The organism is Pseudomonas pohangensis, assembly GCF_900105995.1.
Classification (GTDB): Bacteria; Pseudomonadota; Gammaproteobacteria; order Pseudomonadales; family Pseudomonadaceae; genus Aquipseudomonas; species Aquipseudomonas pohangensis.
Genome location: NZ_LT629785.1, coordinates 1,416,472 through 1,437,184, shown reverse-complemented (window position 1 = coordinate 1,437,184; position 20,713 = coordinate 1,416,472). Strand labels below are relative to the sequence as shown.

Here is a 20,713-nt window from a genome sequence, read left to right as displayed (position 1 = left end):
ATGCAATTTATGGAGCAGTTTGAGCCTTTCGGCCATGGTGTATAACTCCCTTATACGGTAATCAAGCCCTAGCAAACCCCTATCTTGATGGGGTCTGGGAAAAGGAAAAGAATGTTATCCACCAAGCCCGTAAAAGTGTTATTGCCCCATTTTTTGTCTATTTATAGTTGCATGCCATCAAGGAATCAAGTTGAGCACTAAATTTGAAGTTAGAGGTCTCTTCTACGAGTCCAATGGGTACAAATTAAGAAAGAATCTTGACATCAAGCGAATTGGCGCAGAACTCAATGACCCTGATCTCATGGCTGTAATGATGAATCCTGGTTCTTCTTATCCTTTGGACGAAATAAATAATAACACCGTGCCATCAGAGAAAGAGCCGGATAATACACAACAACAAATTATGAAAGTCATGGATGTTGCGGCGCTTAACTACGCTAGAATTCTAAATTTGTCTGATCTCCGAACACCGGATTCAAGTGAGCTATATCGTTTTTTAAAGTCAGAAAAGAGTAGTGAAGTAGAGTATTCTATTTTTTCACCTAATCGCAAATCTGAACGAGAGCAGTTATTTGTTAATGGTACTCCGGTTATTTTTGGTTGGGGCGTAAACCAAGCTTTAGTACCTTTAGCTAAACAGGCCATAGAAGCATTGTGTATTAACAACCCTCTAGGGATTTTAAAATCAAATACCAGATACTCGTACTATCACCCACTACCGAGAATCTACGCAAAACAACTTGAGTGGGTTCAGCATGTAACAAGTCAAATTAGTCGGACGGCTAACGCCGCCGCTTTTTGAGGCGTTAGGTACATCAAGGAGAAATCATGCAGCCAGATAAATTAAAAATTGCAATAATTGCATATTCAACAAATATGCTGCTGGCAGCTTTATCCATAGGATTCATTGGTTATTCAATAGCTAAGCCATTTCCGCGGGGTGATATCGGCCTACATCTGCTGATTTTTATCGCAGTATTATTACTGTGGGCCATATTCTCTTATTATGCATACAAGGGGCTTACAAGCGATAATTTACTTTTGAAAATTATATTTTGGACTCATACCTTATGGAACCTCCTGCTAGGCTTTCCATTTGGCACGGCAATTGCTTTAGCATTCATCTATCTATGGATCGAGTTAAAAAAACAAAAAACCTCACCATTGCTTTGTGATGCGCCTAACTAGCGGTTCAAATAGTTCGCTTCGCTCTCTGGGACGGCGTACCGCCACCCCTTAACCTAAACGTTAGGTATTAGCTCTATGGACGGCGCGCCAAAAATTGAAGGCAGGAAATTAGTGATCCTACGCATGGTAGGAGTCGCTATGATTATTGCTTGCGTTAACTATGCATATATTGGATACATCACCGGAATAATTGAGGTCGGGAAAAGGCGTCATTCGCTCCTAATGGCAGGTGAAAACCTCTGGCTCGGCTATTTGTTTTTACTATCATCCGCAGCAATATCAATATTCTTACTATTCATAAATAAAAGACAAACTAAAGAATTTAATGCTCTTGCCAAGATATTTGGTATCATGTGGTTACTAACGCTAGGTGCCTGCATACTAACTAACATAAGAGCACGCTAAAACTTAACTAGTGAATAAAACTGTTCGCTTTGCTCGCTGGGACTGGCTAAGACCGGCCCCTTAACCTGAACGTTAGGAGTATCTGCAATGTCAACAAAGCAAGAATTCTGGGCGGCACCAAAATCCTCAAAGATCCTACTGCTCTCCGGGCTTTTATTTATTATTGTCTTCCCTTTTTATGGATTAATAAAATTAGGCACAAGCACGACAGCCATAGCATTTATATTATTATTCTCTCTTGCTCCAGGTTTATATTTAATGAGCTGCGGCAGAAAAATAAAAACCAATCCAATTCTTGTTGTCACTGACTCTGAGATTACAATACAAGCTCCATTTAACAAGTCCAAAACAGTACTGTTTAGTGAAATCAAATCTATAGAGAATGACATTAATCAAGGCCTTGTTCTTAAGGGGGCTGGTCGCTTTAACTCCTCAAGGATACCTGCGAAGATGCTGTCACTTGATGATAGAGAAAAATTAATTACTCTTTTAAATTCATCTATCAAAAGTTTCTAAAAGGCGCTGAAATCGCTCATTTCATTCGCTGGGGCCGCTTGCTGCGGCCCCTTAGCTTAATCGTTAGCGAACGTCCGCAATGGGTTGATTCTGTTGAAAAAGTCGGGCTCAGTTTTCACGACAGAAAAGTGCGCGTCGGAGTTTAAAATCCGCGTCTCGCGCACAAGGTTTAGGATCTTGATTTGACGCAGGGGCGCGCAAAAATGACGTTTTCGCTGCTCAATACATGGGTAGCCAGGCCGAAGCGACTTTTTCAACACAATCGGTTGCCTGCTGCCCCTGGCGTGGGCAGAAACGTACCAGAAGTTGCCATTCGCGATATACCTGTGCATGGTGAATAGAGTAATTTCAAAAACGATTTTTCTCGTGCACTTGTACGATCGTAGTAAGTATTTCCAACGATGCCATTGAAGATGAAGGAAGCTTGCATGAGAGCGATTAATTTTAAACCTCAATTTGTGGTGCCTTGCTGGATATTTTTTATTGCATTTGTAGCGGCGGCTTTTTACTTTCGTGATTTGGCTGATTTGTTTAGCGTGTCCGGGTATTTCGCGCTCTCGTACGGATTAATAATTTGTTTATACAGTATTATTTGTATATACATCAAGACGGAAATTTTAGCCAAAGGCGCTTTTGACGGTGTGATTGATTTACCTAATGTTTACAAGGCCCTGCGTGTTGAAATATTTTTTCCAAAAGGATCGGTCAGTAAAGATATCGGATTTATGGTTGGAACTATTATTTGTTTTTTTATTATCTTACCGTTTGCGATTTATCAAAAAATTAATGGCTTGCATATTTCCTCGTACATTCCACTTTCTTTATTTGTCGGCATTAGCGTATATGGCCAAGTCCGCATATTATTTGAGCTTGGATGCTCAATTTATTCAAAAGAGCATGAGGGGTGGGAGCTTTAAAATCGGCGGACATGGAGCATGCCACTCACTTTGTAGAACAAGCATGCTGTTGCTCTATTGGCCGCTAAATCCTACGAAGACTTATATAGAAATAGCTTACTGGCTACTTCGGGTCGAAATAGGCCAATGGTCAGCAGGCACCGTAGCATTGAAATAGCCTGCAAGCGTAGGCTGATAAGTATACGAGGCAAGTAAGTGCTAGCTCGCAAAATTGCAACGTTGACGATCATCGCAATAATTCTTGGGCATGCTATAGGAAACTTTTCTTTTATTAGTGAATTGTCTGGCTTAATAAATTTAACGCCGTCTTCCAAGGGTGTTTCTTCAAAAATTAACTCCACAGCAGCCGCTGGATTAAGTCTTTCTATAATATTTTGTCTGATCAGTGCAGTTATTTACTCCCTATTAAGCAAAGATGATTATACGGCAATACAAGTATTCGAATGGTATGGCTGCCTCATATTCGGCGGTGCACTTTTTTTATTTTTTTATTGGATAACGTTAAACGTTTGGTCTAGTGATTTCCCTGATATACAGTATGGTCGCGGTGCTCGGGCACTGTATCGCGTCAGTTTAAGAAGTGAGCTATGGCTTGGACTTGTAAGTTTTCCTCTTTTTTTAATGGGTAACTTGGGCTTGTATTTAATCGTTAAAATTCCGTTTAGCTTGAGCAACCCATCATCGCAAAGTGACAGCCGAAGCTAATGAGCCCTAGTTAGTGGTTCAAACCAGTCGATTCGCTCACTACTCCTGTGCGCCGCCACCCTTAACCTAGTCGTTGGGCAATGACCGCTGTGGGTCGGAAGCTGTCCTTCGGTTCTTGCCTGACAGGCACCACAGAAAGGCCAATTCGCTGCAAACAGCGGGTCAGTGCGAATACACGCAGATCAAGTCGAATAGACAGCTTGCAATAACGAAGGCATGTACTGGCCAAGCGGAATGCAAGCACGCACTTGCCAGCTCTTCAGTTACGCTCCAGCGCGCTGACCAGGTCACGGAATGCTTCGCGGTTCGACTCGTTCAGGTCCATCAATATGCGGTGCGCTTCCAGAACCTTGGCTTTGACCACCTCTTCGGACTGGTCCTGCGAAGGCAAATCTTCCAGACACTCCGGGCAGGTCATCGGTTGATCGATGATATTGAACACCTGCTCGAAGCCCATCGAGTTGAGCAGGCGGGTGATATCCGGGTGAGTGGTGACCACGGTGGGCAACAGACCGATCTTCTGCCGCGAGAGGATCGACAGCTTGGCCATCAGCCCCAGCGTGGTGCTGTCAATGCTCTGCGCTTCGGTCAGATCAATGACAATTGACGAGAAATTGCTGGAGTTGAACATGCGCTGGATTGTGGCATCCAGCGCCGAACAAAGCGTCAGGCGCACTTCACCGATGAACTTCAGCACGAAGGTGCCGTCCTGCTCGGCAAACTTGATAGTGCCGCAACTCATGCCAGATTCCTGCTCAAAACCAGCACGGCAATATCGTCTGGTGTCTCATCGATAGCAGCCAGACCAAGGGTCTCGAGCATGCCTTCCAGCGAGCCGCCTGCCGCACTGATCAATCCGGGCAAGGATGCTTCCTTGTCTTTCAGCGAGGCGCCCGGCAATACCTCCAGAATACCGTCCGAGAGCATGGTCAGGCTGAAACTGTCCGGCAGATCGAGAACGTAGTCTTCATGCGCGGCCTCTTCGAACAGCCCGACCGGCAGGCCCTTGCCCTCAAGGAAGCGCGCCTTGCCCTCGCTGTACAGCACCGGCAGCGGCAAATGCCCGCCGATGCAATAAGTCAGCTGATTGGTCTGCTGATCAATGATTCCGCCAATCATGGTGACATGCTTGCCCAGCTTGCAATTGAGCAGCCCGCGATTGATATGCCCCAGTACCGCCGATGGTTTGAACTGTGGCAACTGGCCATCGCGTCGCGATTCATACAGCAGACGGGTGGTCATGAACTTGAGCAAAACCGTGACAAAGGCCGACGACGCACCATGCCCGGAGACATCCGCCAGATAGAAGGCTATGCGCTGCTGGTCGAGACGGAAATAATCGACGAAGTCGCCCGAGAGGTACAACGAAGGAATGACCTGATGGGCAAACTGGTAGTCATCGGCCTGCCACGGGGTTTGCGGCAGCATGCTCAGCTGCATCTGGCGTCCGGCGTTCTGGTCTTCCTCCAGCAGGCTGAGACTGGTTTGCAGCTCGCGATTGGTCGCTTCGAGGGTTTCCCGATACAGGCGGTTTTCCAGCAGTAAGGAGGCTTCCTGCAACGCCCGCCGCACCGAATGCTCCAGCACGGCCAGATCATCCAGTGGTTTGGTCAGGTAATCGGCAGCGCCTAGCCGCAAGGACTCGACCGCATCACTCATGCTGCCGCTGGCCGAAAGCAGAATGACCGGTGTTTCCGACCCCTGCTCATTCAACTGCGCAAGCAGCTCCAGCCCCGTCAGTTGCGGCACGTACAAGTCACAGATAATCAGATCAGGGGTGGCTTCCTGAATCAGCTGCATGCCCTGTACACCGTTATCCGCTTCAAGCACAGCGAAACCGGCGGCCTCAAGGTAGGACGCCAGACGGGCACGGACGACCGGGTCGTCGTCGATAATCAGCAGCGTGATACTTGGATTCAGCATTGAATGTCCAGGCATGCTTCGCCGGGGAAAGAAGTCAGGCTGAAGGCCGGAAAATACAGCCTTTCAGCCTGGCAGGTTCAATTCAAGGCGCAGACGGTACTCCCATCCCGGTATCGATTCAAGCGCGGGGCGACCGCTGTACATCAAGGCTTGCGCTGTTGCCCGGGCCGCAAAAACACGCTTCGCCAGGCTATTGGCGCCCTCCCGGCGGGTGACAAAAATGCGGCGCAAACCATAAGCCGACCATGCTCTCCAACAGCCTTACACGCCATCCGACAAACGTCGAAGTCCGGGTTCAGGCCAGATTCAGCAAAAACCTGCCGGCAACCTTGGCCGCCAGCATCTGCTGGATCGCTTCAGGTAATGCTTCAAGACTGATCTCGCTGGCCAGTTCGTCCAGATTGTCGAGCTTCCAGGGCCCGGCCAGCTTGTCCCACATGGCTGCCTTGACCGCCAGGGGCAACTCGACCGAGTCCACACCAAGCAGGTTGACGCCGCGCAGGATGAACGGCAACACGCTGGCATTGAAACCTATGCCGGCGGTAAGGCCACAGCAGGCGACACTGGCGCCATAGCGCAACGACTTGACCACGTTGAACAGAATGTCGCCACCGACCGTATCCACCGCCCCGCCCCAGCGCTCCTTGAGCATGGGTTTGTCGCTGCCGTCCTGCAGTTCCTGACGGCTGACAATCTGCTGCGCGCCCAGCTGACGGAGGAAATCCGCCTGCTCGGCCTTGCCGGTGGCGGCGGCTACGGTGTAACCCAGCTTGCTCAGCAAGGCGACAGCGATGCTGCCCACGCCTCCGGTGGCGCCGGTCACCAGCAACGGATCGGCGCTTTTGGCCAACCCATTCTGCTCGGGTTTGGCCACGCACAGCGCAGCCGTCAGGCCTGCCGTTCCCAGCAGCATGGATTCGCGCAATGACAGGCCCGTCGGGCGGCGTACCAGCCATGCAGCCGGCACCCTGATGTACTGGGCAAAGCCGCCTGCGGTATTCATGCCCAGATCGTAGCCGGTAACGATCACCTCATCGCCCGGGGTAAAGGCGCTACTGCTCGACTGCTCGACCACACCGGCGGCATCGATGCCCGGTGTATGCGGGTAGTTGCGGGTGACTCCGCGATTGCCCGAGGCCGACAAAGCATCCTTGTAGTTGAGCGATGAATAGCTGACCCGAATCAATACTTCGCCTGCGGGTAGCTCATCCAGCTCACGAGTGACTACCTGCGGAACGAATTGCTTGTCTGCGGTCTCGCTGACCAATAGCGCCTTGAATTGCATTGAATGGTTCCCCTATTACCAGAATCGTTGCTGGGTAAGCCGGCTCCACCAGTTAAGCAGAACACGGTCGAGGGTCAGGCTAGCCGCCAGGCCCACACGCTCCTGCAGCGTCTTGTGTTCGGCATAGTGCAGATGAAACAGCTCTGCATCCTTGGCTTTATCGGCCAGGTACTCGTCGCTGGTCTTGAGCTCGTCAACCAGCTGCTTGCCGATTGCCGCCTGCCCCAGCCAGACCTCGCCCGTGGCGATTTCATCCATGACCAGTTGCGGGCGGTAACGCGCCACGAAATCCTTGAACAGCTCATGGGTTATCTGCAGGTCTTCCTGGAATTTTTCCCGGCCTTTGTCCGTGTTTTCACCGAAGATGGTCAGCGTGCGCTTGTGCTCGCCGGCAGTCAGCACCTCGAAGTCGATGTTGTGCTTCTTCAACAGCCGGTGCACGTTGGGCACCTGGGCGACCACACCGATGGAGCCGAGAATGGCGAACGGTGCTGAAAGTATCCTGTCGCCGATACAGGCCATCATGTAGCCGCCACTGGCAGCCACTTTATCGACACACACCGTCAGCGGCACGCCGGCCTGACGAATTCGCGCCAGCTGGGAGGATGCCAGGCCGTAGCTGTGCACCATGCCGCCACCACTTTCCAGGCGCAGCACAACCTCGTCTGCAGCCGTGGCAATCCCCAGCAGGGCCGTCACTTCGTGACGCAGGCTGTCGACGGCCGAGGCTTTGATATCACCATCAAAGTCGAGCACAAACACCCGCGGTTTCTGCTGATCGGTTTTGCGCTCCAGTTTGCTCGTCTTGCTTTGTGCCTTGCGGGCCGCCTTGAAATGCTTCTTGTCCAGAATCGAGCGCTCCATGCGCTGCTGCAGTTCCTGGAAAAAATCATTCAGCTTGTTCACCTGCAACTGCCCCGGCTGGCGCCGCCCCTTGCTGCGCAGCGCAGCTGCACTGGCAAGCACCAGTAAAACAGCCACCACCACCGTTACCACACGTGCCAGAAAGCCCGCGTACTCTGCTAGATGCTCCACATGATCCCCCGAAAAAATGTCTGGCTGTATATAAGGTCAGCATAGTGACGCGCCCCCGCCCGGGCCGGCAAGGGCGATATGTCAGTAGATAATGCAGTTTCAAACAAGCGTATGTTTTTCCGTTGACAGCATCACCGCTCTGCCCCTACCCTCGGCTGCTATCAAACCTACAGCGGACACCAGCGCACTTGGGCAGCATCTACCTGATTCGACACGGCCAGGCTTCTTTCGGCGCAGACAATTACGATGTGCTTTCGCCACTCGGATTTCGCCAGTCGGAAGCCCTTGGACAGCACCTTGGTCAGCTGGGCCTGCGTCTGGATCGTTGCCTGAGCGGCGACCTGCAGCGCCAGCGGCACACGGCCCAGACCGCCCTACAGCATATCCGCCATAACGGCGTGCAAACACCCGCGCTTGAAGTGGACAAGGCCTTTAACGAATTTGATGCGGATGCCGTGATCCGCGCGCTGCTGCCTGACCTGCTGGCCGACGAACCCACGGCCCTTGAAGTGATGCGCAACCCGCGCGAGAGTCGCGCCGAATTCCAGCGCCTGTTCGAATTGCTGATTGGCCGCTGGATCAGTGGCGAACACGCCACACCCGGCGTGGAAAGCTGGGACTGCTTTGTCGAACGGGTCGCCGACGGTCTGCAACGCCTGCTCAGCCAGGCCGACAAAAGTCAGAACATTGCCGTATTCACCTCCGGCGGCACCATCACCGCCCTGCTGCACCTGGTTACCGGTGTCAGCACCGACAAGGCCTTCGAACTCAATTGGCAAATCATCAACACTTCGCTCAGCCGCCTGAAGTTTCGCGGCTCCGAGGTGGTACTGGCTTCCTTCAACAGTCAGGTGCATCTGGATCTGTTGAAGGCCCCGGAACTCATCACTTACCGCTGAGTACCGGTCCACACGGCCGCAAGGTCGACTGAAAACCCTGAGAAAAGGATATAACCATGAGCAGAGTTGACGAAATCGCCCACACCATGAAAAGCAAGTTCAATGCAGGCGCTGCCGCCGGCCTGGATCTGGTTTTCGGTTTCAAGATCGATGACGGCGAAAGCTTTTCACTGACCGTCAAGGACGGCACTTGCGACCTCGGTCTGGGTGAGGCAGCCAATGCCAACGTCACCCTGCTGATGGACACCGACACCCTGGCCGGCATCGCTTCGGGCGAAACCGACGGCATGCAGGCGTTCATGGGCGGCAAACTGCGCGCCGAAGGCGACATGATGCTGGCCATGAAGCTCAGCGAGCTGTTCCCTGTCTGAGCAACTGCCTGACAGACAAGAACCGGAGTATTGATACTCCGGTTTTTTTTACCCGAAAAACCGCTTCAATCAGGCTTACTGATTGGCCGGCAACACGAAGCGCTATAAACCTCCGGAGGCGCTTGTGACCACCTGCAATGCACATTACATTCACTAATGATCAGCGGCCTTCATCATAAGCACAAAGGATAAGCATGACACTGAATGATCAGACCATCGCCAGCCGCGAGGGTGAAGAACTCGACAGCTCGGTTATCGACAGTTACCTCAAGTCAACGATCCCCGGACTGAGCGGAACACCACAAATCCGCCAGTTCCCCGGCGGTGCGTCGAACCTGACTTATCTGCTCGAATATCCCGACCTGCAACTGGTGCTGCGCCGCCCGCCCTTTGGCCACAAGGCCAAATCCGCCCACGACATGGGCCGCGAGTTTCGCATCATCAGCCAGCTCGGCAGCAGCTTCCCTTACTGCCCCAAAGCCTACGTGCACTGCACCGACGAGGCCGTGATCGGTTCCGAGTTCTATGTGATGGAGCGCATCAACGGCATCATCCTGAGATCGGACATGCCGGCCGAATTGAATCTGGATGCCGAAAAAACCACCCGCCTGTGCAAAAGCTTCATCGACCGGCTGGTCGAGTTGCACAATGTCGATTATCAGGCCTGCGGGCTTGGCGACCTGGGCAAGCCCGAGGGCTATGTAGCGCGGCAGATCAGTGGCTGGAGCGATCGCTATGAAAAGGCCATGACGCCCGATGCACCGCAGTGGACCGCAGTCAAAGCCTGGCTCAAGGACAAGCAACCGGCCGATCATGCCAAGCCGGGCATCGTGCATAACGATTACCGCTTCGACAACGTGATCCTCGATCCGCACAACCCGATGCAGATCATCGGTGTGCTCGACTGGGAACTGACCACCATCGGCGACCCGCTGATGGATCTGGGCAACACCCTGGCCTACTGGATCGAGGCCGGCGACCCGGCACCGATGCAACTCATGCGCCGCCAGCCGAGCAATGCCCCGGGCATGCTCACGCGCCGTGAATTCGTCGATTACTACGCCGCGTGTGCCGGTATCCGTATCGACAACTACGACTTCTATTACACCTACGGCCTGTTCCGCCTGGCCGGTATCGTCCAGCAGATCTACTACCGCTTCTACCACGGCCAGACCAAGGACAAACGCTTCGCGCAATTCATCATGATGAACAAGCTGCTGGAGCAGATCAGCCTGCAAGTCATCGACAAATCGACACTCTGAAAACCGTATCACTACTGGAGAACCGCATGTCCAAGACCAACCTGTTCGATCTCGACGGCAAGATCGCCTTTGTTTCCGGCGCCAGCCGCGGCATTGGTGCCGCCATCGCCCAACTGCTGGCCCAGCAAGGCGCCCACGTGATCGTTTCCAGCCGCAAGATCGAAGGGTGCCAGGCAGTGGCCGACGCAATCAACGCGGCGGGCGGCAAGGCCACTGCGGTCGCCTGCCATATCGGTGAAATGCAGCAGATCCAGGAGGTCTTCGCCTTCATCCGTGACAACTTCGGCCGGCTGGATATTCTGGTCAACAACGCCGCAACCAACCCGCAGTTCGGCAATGTACTGGATACCGACCTCACCGCCTTCCAGAAAACCGTCGACGTCAACATCCGCGGCTATTACTTCATGTCCATCGAGGGCGGCAAGCTGATGAAGGCCAACGGTGGCGGCAGCATCATCAACGTGGCCTCGGTCAACGGCGTCACCCCGGGCGAAATGCAGGGTGTCTACTCGGTCACCAAGGCCGCAGTGATCAGCATGACCAAGGTATTCGCCAAGGAATGCGCGCAGTTCGGTATCCGCTGCAATGCCTTGCTGCCCGGCCTGACCGATACCAAGTTCGCTTCAGCGCTGACCGGCAACGATGCCATCCTGAAAATGGCGTTGCAGCGCATCCCGCTCAAGCGCGTGGCCGACCCGTCGGAAATGGCTGGCGCGGTGTTGTACCTGGCCAGTAGTGCCTCCAGCTACACCACCGGTGTGGCACTCAAGGTTGACGGCGGATTTCTCTGCTGATCCGGCTCAGACACCCTTGTGCCGGGTGCCGAAGATCCTGTCGCCGGCATCGCCCAGCCCCGGAATGATGTAACCCTGCGCATTCAGCTGCTGGTCGATCGCCGCACAGAAAATCTGCACATCCGGGTGTGCTGCCTCCAGCGCCCGGATACCTTCCGGCGCCGCCACCAGCACCATGGCGCGAATCTCGCGACAGCCGGCCTTTTTCAGCAAGTCGATGGTGGCTATCAGCGAGCCGCCGGTAGCCAGCATCGGATCGACAATCAACGCCAGGCGCTGATCGATCTGCGGCGCCAGTTTTTCCAGGTAGGTATGTGCTTGCAGGGTTTGCTCGTTGCGCGCCACACCCACGGCGCTGATCCTGGCATTCGGGATCAGGCTGAGCACACCATCGAGCATGCCTACACCGGCACGCAGAATCGGCACCAGCGTCAGCTTCTTGCCGGAGAGTCTTTCCACTGTCACCGGGCCGCACCAGCCCTGGATCTGCTGCTTTTCCAGCGGCAGATCGGCAGTCGCTGCATAGGCCAACAGTGCGGCAACCTCTCCGCTCAATTCGCGAAAGCTCTTGCTTGAAAGTGCGGCATCACGCATCAGTCCGAGTTTGTGACGGATCAACGGGTGACTGACTTCTCTGATAGGCATCGGCGAACCTCTGGCTGCTGTTATTCGACCACGCTGAAGGTCAGCCCGGCATGCTCCTGCAAGCGTGCGATCAGCTTTTCACCACCGAGTGTCGAAGGCGTCCAGAAGCCGCCGGGCCTTTCGCTTCTGTTCACATCCAGCGCCAGGCACTGGGCGACTTCACCGAGAATCTTGCAGGTGGAGCCGTAACCCGGATCGCGGTCGCCGGTTACCTTGACCTGCAACTTGTCACCAGCTGGTGTGCTGGCGAAAAAGCGCAGATCGTAAAAGCCGGCCTTTTGTTGTGCCGGTGTCGGGCCCTCGCCGGGCTTGGGTAATACAAAGCGTTCCAGCAAGGCCCGGCTCGGCTTCAGGGCTATCGCCGCGGTAAAGGCTGCCAGACCCGCGGCAATTGCCATGGCGGCTGCCCGGCCGCCAATACCACCACGGGTCAGCATGGCTTCGTCGTAGACAAAATCCCGCCCGTAGGAGAAGCCACTCAACTCATTACTGCGATGTACGACCTTGGTGTTGATCACCGCCATGATAAAAGGCGCCATCCACTTCTGCGCATCCTGGTCATAACTGGCGAACTGCGGATTGGGCTGGCGCGGCAGGCCACTGCTATCGCTGGTGAAAAAGGCATAGGGGTTGTTCAGCAGCCTGCGCAGTGCCGGATTGCCCACCGATTCACGGACGGTTTCCAGCATGCTCGCCACCGTGCCCCCGGAGGCTCCGCCCCGCATGGCTTTCACGCGCAACTTGACGCGCTGCCCAGGCTGTCCGAAGCGCTTGAGGGTCTGTTGTTGCAGGTAATACACGCCCACGTCCGAAGGAACCGAATCAAAGCCGCTGCTGGGCACAATGCGCGCGCCACTCTTCTGCGCAGCTGCAGAATGTTCCTGAATCATTTGCGCGATCCAGTGCGGCTCACCGGCGAGGTCGCAGTAATCGGTGCCGGTTTCTGCACAAACTTTGACCAGCGTCGAGCCGTAGAGGACATAAGGACCGACCGTGGAAGCCACCACGCCGGTCTGTTTGCATAGCTTGCGCAAGGCTTTCTCATCGTCGGCATCTGCCAGGATGATCGGCAAAGTGCTGGCGTCAGCACCAAGACTCTCGCGCAGTGTCTGCAGCTTTTCCTGCGAACGGCCGGCTATCGCCCAAGTCAGGCCATTGTTGATTCCGTGACGCTGAAACAGGTAACGGGTCAACAACTGCCCGACAAAACTGCTCGCTCCGTAAACCACTAACTGATAGTTCGCCATACTGAATGTGCTCCGTGCGTCATGCACCGCTTAGTTGAAAGATCTTCCGTGCAGCCTGCCAACAGGCGCTCACTGCCAGTTCTTCAGCGCCTGTTCAGCCGCCAGGTTCAACGGATGCACCAGCAAGCCGGTGGCCGCCAGGGAGATCGTGTAGACAGCACCATTGGCCATCGGCAGGTAATTAACCCGACGCGCCTGTGGATCAAACACATAAAGGTCCGAATTGCCCATGCGCAGCCAATGCCACAGGTCGATGCCATAGCGGCTCTGCGACAGAGCTACCTTGGTGCTCAGCGATTGCTGCTGCTGTTCCATCGAGAGATAGCGGCCGGTGAGCTTTTCCAGTCGATAGCCGGGCTCCAGACCAATCAGCGCGGCAAGGCCTTTCCATTGCAGGAGGCGCACGTCGAGTTGCCAGAGGTCGCCATCCAGACTGACCGTGTGCTCGGTGCCGCCCTGCAACAGGTTGACGCGGTAGCGCTGGGGACCATCGGCCTCGAAACCGATGGTGACCAGTGGCTTGTCCGCCGGAACTGCCGAATAGGTGCCCAGATCCAGCGCGAGAGTCACGATCACCGCCGCCACTGCGACCAGCAGCAAGCCCAGGGTGCCGCGCAACCAGCCGAAAAACCACGATCCGTTGAGCAAGATCCGGGCTGCTACCCAAATTGCCAGCAGGGCCAGTAACCCTATTCCCCAGGCCATCCCGTCGTACTGCATTGCACAATTCCTTCCCGAAGCGTTTCACTGCATTATGACCAGACAAGTACCTGCCAGCCAGATCAACAGTCCCTCACAGATATTAATTGGAAGCAAATGCTCGCAATTGTGGATCCCTCAATCGCTCCGCTGACTATTGGCCTGCTGATCGCGGTAGCCTTCATCGCCGGTTTTATCGATGCCATAGCCGGCGGTGGCGGCTTGCTGACCATCCCGGCGCTGCTGACTGCCGGACTGCCACCCCATCTGGTACTCGGCACCAACAAATTGTGCGCGACCTTTGGCTCGGCCACCGCCAGCTTCACCTTTTACCGGCGCGGTCTGTTCGAGCCGGGCCTCTGGAAAAACGCCCTGCTGTCTACCGCCGTTGGCGCCCTGCTCGGCGCCCTGGCCGCGCACTGGATGCCGTCAACCTGGCTGAACCAGATGCTGCCGGTGGTGGTCTTTGCCTGCGGTCTGTACCTGCTGTTCGGCCGGGTACCGGACCCGGCAGCAACCCGGAACGGCAAGATCGGGCAGCACAGGCAGTGGCCGCAAGGACTGGCGCTGGGGTTTTATGACGGCGTTGCCGGCCCCGGCACCGGCGCCTTCTGGACTGTCAGCACCCTGCTCATGTACCCGCTGGATCTGTTGCGTGCCAGCGGCGTGGCCCGCAGCATGAACTTTGTCAGCAATGCCATGGCTCTGGCCGTGTTCATCAGCACCGGACAGGTGCTCTGGATGCTCGGACTGGGCATGGGGCTGGCGCTGATGCTCGGCGCCTACCTCGGCGCCCACAGTGCCATCCGCGGTGGGGCTAAATTTATCCGGCCGGTATTTCTCAGCGTGGTACTGGCGCTGACGGCGCGCTTAGTCTGGCAACACTGGCTCAGCTGAACCGGTCTGGCGTGCCAGGTAAAGATCGATCAGATAGCGCGAGATGGTTCTGCGTGGCGGCAACTGCGGCAACTGATCAAGCCGGAACCAGCGCGCATCTTCAATTTCACCCGCCTGCGGAACAATCTCACCGCCGGCGTAGCGGGCATGAAAACCCAGCATCAACGAGTGTGGAAATGGCCAGCCCTGACTGGTGATGTACTGCAGGTCGCTGATCTCCACGCCGACCTCTTCCCGCACCTCGCGCACCACACAACGTTCTACCGATTCCCCCGGCTCGACGAAGCCGGCCAGGGTGCTGAACATGCCGTTGGGAAAGCGCGAAGAGCGCGCCAGCAGGATTTCCTCGCCGCGGGTGACCAGCACGATCATGCTTGGCGAAAGGCGCGGGTAATGAGTCACTTCGCACGGTTCGCAACGCATGCCATTTTCACCGGCAACCCGCTGCATGGGCCGGCCGCAGCTGCCGCAGAAACGGTGTTGCTCGGCCCAGGTGGCAATCTGACCGGCATAGCCGAGCATCTGGAAGGTTGCGCTATCGATAGGTTGCATCAACATCAACTGGCGCATGCCCTGCCAGCTGCAGCCGGGCAATTCCAGCGGCTGATCCACTATCAGCAGATAAACCTCATCGCCAGCGAAATGCCCCAGCCCCTGCTCTGACTGCAACGGCAGGTCCTGGCGTTTGAGCCACTCCCGTGGAAACAGCAGGCCGTTGCTGTCGCTGAGGAAGGCGCCGCGACAGCAGACCATCGCCCAGCCCCCCGGGTTTGACGGGTCAAGCCAGAGGGCCTGCCAGCGGAGCTCCTCCACCAGAGTCAAACCTGCATGCCCAGCGCTTTGATACTTTCCTCGGCAAGATCGAGGACGCTGGTACGCATCTCGTTGCGCAGGATGGCGCCGCCTTCCAGATAGTACTCAAGGCTGGTCAGCGCATCTGCCAGGGTATCGAGCATTTGTTCGGAAGGCATTTGCGGCGCCTCGAGCATGTGCTGCTGGATATATTCGGAACAGCGCTGCACCAGCCCCGCCGCCCGGTCCTGTTCGATAAACAGCAAACCGCCCTGCACGGAATGCAGAACCGTCGGCAGATTCGCCAGATGCAGCTTGTCGCCGCCGGACTCCAGGTAAGCCGTAATGGCGCGCTTGGTCATCGTGAGCCCGTTAAAGGCCTCGTCTGCCACCACGATGCGCGCCTCGCGCAGCTGGTTCATGGCGAATGACTGCTGCTCGTCCTGCGCCCCGGAAACCAGTGGCGCGCGCGTCGGACCCTGTTTGAAAGTGGCAACCATGCCTTCGACATGCAAAACCGTATCGGCCAGCTTGAGCAACGCCTCAGGCTCGACCGCTGCGCCGTCAAGCCAGGCGGCAATAGTTGGCAGCTGAACCTGCAGTGCATTGCCTGCCGAACTCAGACCAACCATACCCAGGGTCTTGGACAGCTTGCCGACAACCGCGTGCAATTTGCTCAGGCAATCGGCAGGAGCGTTCTCGCGCTCGATCAGATCCAGATAATCCTTTACGTTGACCAGCTCGTCATTGATGGCGCTGGTCAGCGAACGCACTACCGCCTGCCCGGGCCCGGCCAGCCCGCGATAGGCATCTTCAAGCAGATGATCGGTGAACGGCAGCGCATTCAGCCCGAAGGCAGTGCGCACTTCGCGTGCCAGAGGCCCCTTGCTGTCGGCCAGCGCTACCAGATAGATCAGTTCCTTGAGCATCAGCCGCGGCGCATCGTATTGCGGATTGCTGAACAGCTGCTTCAATTCACGATCAACCCTGGCAAACAACTGTTTGCGCGACTGGCGTGGCAACAGCTTGCCGTCCACACAGGATTCCAGTGCAGCGGCCGCTACCCAGCAAAGACGCCCGCGATCCCCGGCAGCAAACATCTGCTCAAGCCGGGACATGGCCCGCGCCATCAGCTTCAGGCTGGACTGCGGATCATCACCGCGCAGAAAGCCAAGCAGGCCCACCTGATACATGTGCCGCAAGCGTTTGGCCTGGGCCGCCGGGATAACCGCATTCGCGGCCGCAGTACCACGTTCGGGGCGCGGCGAATCCAGTCGCACACTGAACAGAAAGCTTTCCGGCAAAGGCGGCTGGGCATTGCTCTGGCGCAATTCGTTGATGGTCGGCAGCAGCAGTTCGGGAAACTCCTGCCGGTGCAAGTCAACCGACTCCAGATAACGGCGTAACACGAACAGCGAGGTGCTCAGTGCTGACAACTGGGCATTGCGCTCTTCACCGGCGCCCGCCGGGATATCGTTAGCCTGCTGGAAAATCTCCTGCGCCAGCAGCTCCGCACCTGCCAGCCCGATCATGTTCAAGGTGCCACGAATTTGCTGCAGGCTTTCCACCGCCTGCTGCAGATAACTGCCGTTGTTGCGCTCGGCGATGAACTGCTCGAGCAGGATTTCGGTCTGCTCCATGGTCGAGAACAGTTCGTCGCGAACCATGCTCAGAGATGTGGCACCAGTAGTCATAAATCATTCGCCTCCATCGGGACGGGCTGACACCAGCTCAATTGGCAAACTCTGCGCGTTGCTTGCTCATATGTGCCGCAATCGCAATACGCAAATCCTCGGACTGCAACATCGAGGCATTCCAGGTGGCGATGTATTCGAGACCATCATCGATACGGTGATCACGCATATAGCGCAGCATTTCCTTGGTGCCGCGGATCGCCACCGGCGACTTCGCAGCTATCTCGCGAGCCAGTTTAAGCACTCCGGCAAGCAGGCTTTCATGGTCGGCATAGGTACGGTTGACCAGCCCCATGCTGCAGGCTTCCTCGCCAGCGAAAGTGCGCCCGGTAAATGCCAGTTCGCGCAACATGCCGTCACCGATCAGATGGGGCATGCGCTGCAACGTGCCGACGTCGGCGGCCATGCCGATATCGATTTCCTTGATCGAGAACTGCGCATCGACTGTTGAATAGCGCAGGTCACAGGCCGCGATCAGATCGATGGCGCCGCCCAGGCAATAGCCGTGGATTGCCGCCAGCACCGGCTTGGCGCAGCGTTCCACGGCATTGAAGGATTCCTGAAAGCCCATGATCTTGCGCCGCAGCTTGAGCGCATTACGTCCGGGATCGGTACCCAGCTGGCTGCCGATGCCGGCCAGCACCGTCAGATCCATACCCGAAGAAAAATGCTTGCCTGCCCCCGAAAGGACCACGGCCCTGATGCCGTCTGTGGCGTCAGCCCAGTTGAATATTTCGGTAATTTCCCGCCAGAAATCGGCGTTCATCGAGTTGATCTTCTCGGGACGATTGATCTGGACGTGAGCGACCGTATCCAGGACTGCCACTTTGAATGCTTTGTAATCAGACACCAGGTCATCCTCTGAAGCAGTGGGCGCAAGCGCTGCCGTTCTTGTTATGGGTAATTGCCGAGGCTGTCAGCGTGAAAACCGCGCAACTATAACAAGCACGCAACAAAAGTCGAAGCAGACCGCAACGATAGTGAGGCACGCGTCATGACTTGCGACCAAGTCTGGATGTCTGCTTTAACCAATTGATCTGACTGGAGTCTAGCCACTGCAGCAAACAGCGCGAGAATTTTGCCCGGGCAGCATCCGCCGAGCTGCCGGTTGTGCTCACCGGGCGGGCCTGAACCACCCTGCAGAAAGGCCATGCCAACACAGCCGGCCGAGCGCCCTCAGACCAGGCACTCGACTGTGTATTCAAGGCCGTTTTCGCCTTCGCGGCATTGCAGGCCATGCACGTCGGCTTCAAAACCCGGGAAGCTGCGATCAAAGCGACCGGCAAACTGCAGGTACTCGATAATCGAACGGGTCTTCTCGGTAAAGCGCTCCCCCGGCATGATCAACGGAATGCCCGGCGGATACGGCACCAGCATCACCGCGGATATGCGCCCTTCCAGCTGCTCCAGGGCAACCGCTTCGACTTCGCGGCGCACCAGCTTGTCATAAGCATCCGCCGGCTTCATGGCAATCTGCGGCAACTCGGTATACATGCGGCGCAAGGCCTTGGCGGTGGCGTTCTCGCGGTAACAGGCATGCAGCTGGTCACACAGGTCGCGCAGACCCATGCCCTGATAACGACTGCTATCGATCTGCACAATGCTCGGCAAGGACTGCTGCAGCGGCAGGTTGGCATCGTAATGCCGTTTGAACTCGAGCAACTCGGTCAGCAGCGTGCTCCACTTGCCCTTGGTAATGCCCATCGAGAACAGCACCAGGAAGGAGTACAGACCGGTCTTTTCCACCACCAGTCCGCGCTCCCAGAGAAACTTGCTGACCACTGCCGCCGGTATGCCGCGCTCGTCCAGCGTGCCGTCAGCACTCAGTCCGGGCATCACCAGCGTCACCTTGATCGGGTCAAGCAGCACGTAATCCCCGGCAATATCGCCAAATCCGTGCCAGTCCGCACCGGGCTGCAGGATCCAGTCAGCGGTAGCTACGGCATCCACACCGGCAGCCTGCCCGGGTTGCCAGACACTGAACCACCAGTCATCTTCAGCCAGGTTCTGCCGCAGGTTGGCCAGCGCGCGACGGAAACTCAGCGCCTCGTCAAAGGTTTCCTGAATCAGCGAGCGCCCTGCCGGCCCTTCCATCATCGCCGAGGCGACGTCCAGCGAGGCAATGATGCCGTACTGCGGCGAGGTCGAGATGTGCATCATGAAGGCTTCGTTGAAGCGATCGCGATCCAGCTGGCGCACCCCGCCATCCTGTACATGGATCATCGAGGCCTGACTGAACGCCGCCAGCAGCTTGTGCGTGGAATGGGTGGTGAACACCAGCGGCGTGTTCGCGTCACAGCGGGTACCCATGCCGTAACGCCCGGTATAGAACTCGTGAAAAGCGGCATAGGCGTACCAGGCCTCGTCGAAGTGCAGCACCTCGACACTGTCGCCCAGTGCCTGCTTGACCATCTCGGCGTTGTAGCACAGGCCGTCATAGGTGGAGTTGGTCACCACCGCCAGCTTGACCTTCGGCGCCCGGCCGCGGGCCAACGGGCTGGCGTCGATCTTGGCCTGGATCGATTCCCGGCTGAACTCCGATAACGGAATCGGCCCGATGATCCCCATCTCGTTGCGCTCCGGGCACAGGTACAGCGGAATCGCGCCGGTCATGATGATCGAATGCAGGATCGACTTGTGGCAGTTGCGATCCACCAGCACCAGGTCATCGCGGGCCACCATCGAATGCCAGACGATCTTGTTTGCCGTCGAGGTGCCGTTGATCACGAAGAAGGTGTGGTCGGCACCGAAGTTGCGTGCCGCCCGCGCTTCGGCCTCGGCCAGCGGACCGGTGTGATCGAGCAGCGAGCCCAGTTCGGGCACCGACACCGAAAGGTCCGAACGCAGGGTGTTTTCGCCGAAGAACTGGTGAAATGCCTGTCCCACCGGACTCTTGCGATAGGCCACGCCACCGCCATGTCCGGGGGTATGCCAGGAGTAGTTGGATTCCGAGGTGTGCTTTACCAGCGCCTTGAAGAATGGCGGCAGCAGCTTGTCCAGATAGTTGCGCGCCGCCCGCGCCACCTGCCTTGCGAGGAACGGCACGGTGTCCTCGAACAGGTAGAGCAAGCCACGCAAATGATTCAGGTCGACCATTGCTTCGGCGGGCGCATTCTCGATGGTCACCTGCTCGCCGATGGCGAAAATCGGCAACTGTGGGGCGCGAACCCGGGCAATGCGGATCAGCTCGACCACGTCCTGCAACAGACGCTGATTGTCCCCGGCACCTTCGGCCGTGACCAGAATGCACGCCAGTCCATGATGGGTGGAAGCGACAATCCGCCCCTCGGCCGGACTGGCGGTGGACAGGATGGTGAAGCCGTCCTGCTCCAGTTCACGTGCGATTGCGCGCACCCGGTCACCGGCAACGGTGTCGGCCTTGATGTCGCGGTGAACGATCAGGATGGGGAATTTCAGGTCTTTGTACATGGTTGTATCC

21 protein-coding genes are annotated in these 20,713 nt (G+C 56.4%); 10 read left to right on the top strand and 11 right to left on the bottom strand.

Annotation, left to right across the window (positions count from 1 at the left end):
• Nucleotides 1-190 precede the first annotated feature (190 nt).
• The 5 genes from BLT89_RS06755 to BLT89_RS17605 all read left to right on the top strand — a co-directional run bounded on the left by BLT89_RS06755 (nucleotide 191) and on the right by BLT89_RS17605 (nucleotide 3,731).
• Nucleotides 191-802 (top strand): DUF1643 domain-containing protein, encoded by a 612-nt coding sequence (locus tag BLT89_RS06755; protein ID WP_090193706.1) that lies wholly within the window; start codon nucleotides 191-193, stop codon nucleotides 800-802.
• Nucleotides 803-828: 26 nt separating this feature from the next.
• On the top strand, nucleotides 829-1,188 hold the full coding sequence (locus BLT89_RS06750) for a hypothetical protein (RefSeq protein WP_090193705.1): 360 nt from the start codon (nucleotides 829-831) through the stop codon (nucleotides 1,186-1,188).
• A gap of 492 nt (nucleotides 1,189-1,680) precedes the next feature.
• The gene (locus BLT89_RS17610) at nucleotides 1,681-2,109 is read left to right on the top strand and encodes a hypothetical protein (protein WP_157718812.1); all 429 of its coding nucleotides are present in this window, start codon (nucleotides 1,681-1,683) and stop codon (nucleotides 2,107-2,109) included.
• A 428-nt stretch (nucleotides 2,110-2,537) separates the two neighbouring features.
• Nucleotides 2,538-3,026, top strand: a complete 489-nt coding sequence (locus tag BLT89_RS06745) for a hypothetical protein (protein WP_090193704.1) — start codon at nucleotides 2,538-2,540, stop codon at nucleotides 3,024-3,026.
• A gap of 195 nt (nucleotides 3,027-3,221) precedes the next feature.
• Nucleotides 3,222-3,731, top strand: a complete 510-nt coding sequence (locus BLT89_RS17605; RefSeq protein WP_157718811.1) for a hypothetical protein — start codon at nucleotides 3,222-3,224, stop codon at nucleotides 3,729-3,731.
• Between the two features lie 259 nt (nucleotides 3,732-3,990).
• Here the strand turns inward: BLT89_RS17605 and rssC are convergent, their stop codons facing one another.
• The 4 genes from rssC to sohB all read right to left on the bottom strand — a co-directional run bounded on the left by rssC (nucleotide 3,991) and on the right by sohB (nucleotide 7,974).
• Nucleotides 3,991-4,473, bottom strand: coding sequence for an anti-sigma factor antagonist RssC (gene rssC / locus BLT89_RS06740; protein WP_090193703.1), 483 nt, complete (start codon nucleotides 4,471-4,473; stop codon nucleotides 3,991-3,993).
• Entirely contained in the window at nucleotides 4,470-5,654 is a 1,185-nt protein-coding gene (gene rssB, locus BLT89_RS06735) for a two-component system response regulator RssB (protein WP_090193702.1), read from the bottom strand. The genes rssC and rssB overlap by 4 nt, the downstream gene beginning before the upstream one ends.
• Before the next feature lie 295 nt (nucleotides 5,655-5,949).
• The gene (locus BLT89_RS06730) at nucleotides 5,950-6,939 is read right to left on the bottom strand and encodes a YhdH/YhfP family quinone oxidoreductase (protein WP_090193701.1); all 990 of its coding nucleotides are present in this window, start codon (nucleotides 6,937-6,939) and stop codon (nucleotides 5,950-5,952) included.
• A 15-nt stretch (nucleotides 6,940-6,954) separates the two neighbouring features.
• Nucleotides 6,955-7,974, bottom strand: coding sequence for a protease SohB (gene sohB, locus BLT89_RS06725; protein ID WP_090193700.1), 1,020 nt, complete (start codon nucleotides 7,972-7,974; stop codon nucleotides 6,955-6,957).
• A gap of 188 nt (nucleotides 7,975-8,162) precedes the next feature.
• Between sohB and BLT89_RS06720 the strand changes: the two genes are divergently transcribed.
• The 4 genes from BLT89_RS06720 (at nucleotide 8,163) to BLT89_RS06705 (ending at nucleotide 11,300) form a co-directional block, all read left to right on the top strand.
• On the top strand, nucleotides 8,163-8,873 hold the full coding sequence (locus tag BLT89_RS06720) for a histidine phosphatase family protein (RefSeq protein ID WP_090193699.1): 711 nt from the start codon (nucleotides 8,163-8,165) through the stop codon (nucleotides 8,871-8,873).
• A gap of 56 nt (nucleotides 8,874-8,929) precedes the next feature.
• Entirely contained in the window at nucleotides 8,930-9,244 is a 315-nt protein-coding gene (locus BLT89_RS06715) for an SCP2 sterol-binding domain-containing protein (protein ID WP_090193698.1), read from the top strand.
• A 194-nt stretch (nucleotides 9,245-9,438) separates the two neighbouring features.
• Nucleotides 9,439-10,506: a phosphotransferase family protein gene (locus BLT89_RS06710; protein ID WP_090193697.1), complete on the top strand. Its 1,068-nt coding sequence runs from the start codon at nucleotides 9,439-9,441 to the stop codon at nucleotides 10,504-10,506.
• A gap of 26 nt (nucleotides 10,507-10,532) precedes the next feature.
• Nucleotides 10,533-11,300 carry an SDR family oxidoreductase gene (locus BLT89_RS06705; RefSeq protein WP_090193696.1) on the top strand — a complete coding sequence of 256 codons (768 nt, stop codon included), beginning with the start codon at nucleotides 10,533-10,535 and terminating at the stop codon, nucleotides 11,298-11,300.
• Between the two features lie 6 nt (nucleotides 11,301-11,306).
• On the opposite strand, the gene upp is transcribed toward BLT89_RS06705, so the two are convergent.
• From upp to BLT89_RS06690, 3 genes are all read right to left on the bottom strand, one after another.
• Complete coding sequence (upp, locus tag BLT89_RS06700; RefSeq protein ID WP_090193695.1) at nucleotides 11,307-11,945, bottom strand: uracil phosphoribosyltransferase; 639 nt, start codon at nucleotides 11,943-11,945, stop codon at nucleotides 11,307-11,309.
• A 20-nt stretch (nucleotides 11,946-11,965) separates the two neighbouring features.
• A complete protein-coding gene (locus BLT89_RS06695; protein WP_090193694.1) occupies nucleotides 11,966-13,192 on the bottom strand; it encodes a saccharopine dehydrogenase family protein in 1,227 nt (408 codons plus the stop codon).
• A 69-nt stretch (nucleotides 13,193-13,261) separates the two neighbouring features.
• The gene (locus tag BLT89_RS06690; protein WP_090193693.1) at nucleotides 13,262-13,912 is read right to left on the bottom strand and encodes a hypothetical protein; all 651 of its coding nucleotides are present in this window, start codon (nucleotides 13,910-13,912) and stop codon (nucleotides 13,262-13,264) included.
• A gap of 96 nt (nucleotides 13,913-14,008) precedes the next feature.
• Here BLT89_RS06690 and BLT89_RS06685 point away from each other — a divergent pair, with 96 nt between their 5' ends.
• Nucleotides 14,009-14,788 (top strand): TSUP family transporter, encoded by a 780-nt coding sequence (locus BLT89_RS06685; protein WP_090193692.1) that lies wholly within the window; start codon nucleotides 14,009-14,011, stop codon nucleotides 14,786-14,788.
• Here the strand turns inward: BLT89_RS06685 and nudC are convergent.
• From nudC to BLT89_RS06665, 4 genes are all read right to left on the bottom strand, one after another.
• The gene (gene nudC, locus BLT89_RS06680) at nucleotides 14,762-15,601 is read right to left on the bottom strand and encodes an NAD(+) diphosphatase (RefSeq protein ID WP_090198781.1); all 840 of its coding nucleotides are present in this window, start codon (nucleotides 15,599-15,601) and stop codon (nucleotides 14,762-14,764) included. The two genes, BLT89_RS06685 and nudC, sit on opposite strands and share 27 nt — an antisense overlap.
• 5 nt (nucleotides 15,602-15,606) lie before the next feature.
• A complete protein-coding gene (locus tag BLT89_RS06675; RefSeq protein ID WP_090193691.1) occupies nucleotides 15,607-17,274 on the bottom strand; it encodes a ferrous iron transporter B in 1,668 nt (555 codons plus the stop codon).
• 37 nt (nucleotides 17,275-17,311) lie between these two features.
• On the bottom strand, nucleotides 17,312-18,124 hold the full coding sequence (locus BLT89_RS06670) for a crotonase/enoyl-CoA hydratase family protein (RefSeq protein ID WP_090193690.1): 813 nt from the start codon (nucleotides 18,122-18,124) through the stop codon (nucleotides 17,312-17,314).
• A gap of 326 nt (nucleotides 18,125-18,450) precedes the next feature.
• Nucleotides 18,451-20,703 carry an Orn/Lys/Arg family decarboxylase gene (locus BLT89_RS06665; RefSeq protein ID WP_090193689.1) on the bottom strand — a complete coding sequence of 751 codons (2,253 nt, stop codon included), beginning with the start codon at nucleotides 20,701-20,703 and terminating at the stop codon, nucleotides 18,451-18,453.
• Between the last annotated feature and the right edge of the window lie 10 nt (nucleotides 20,704-20,713).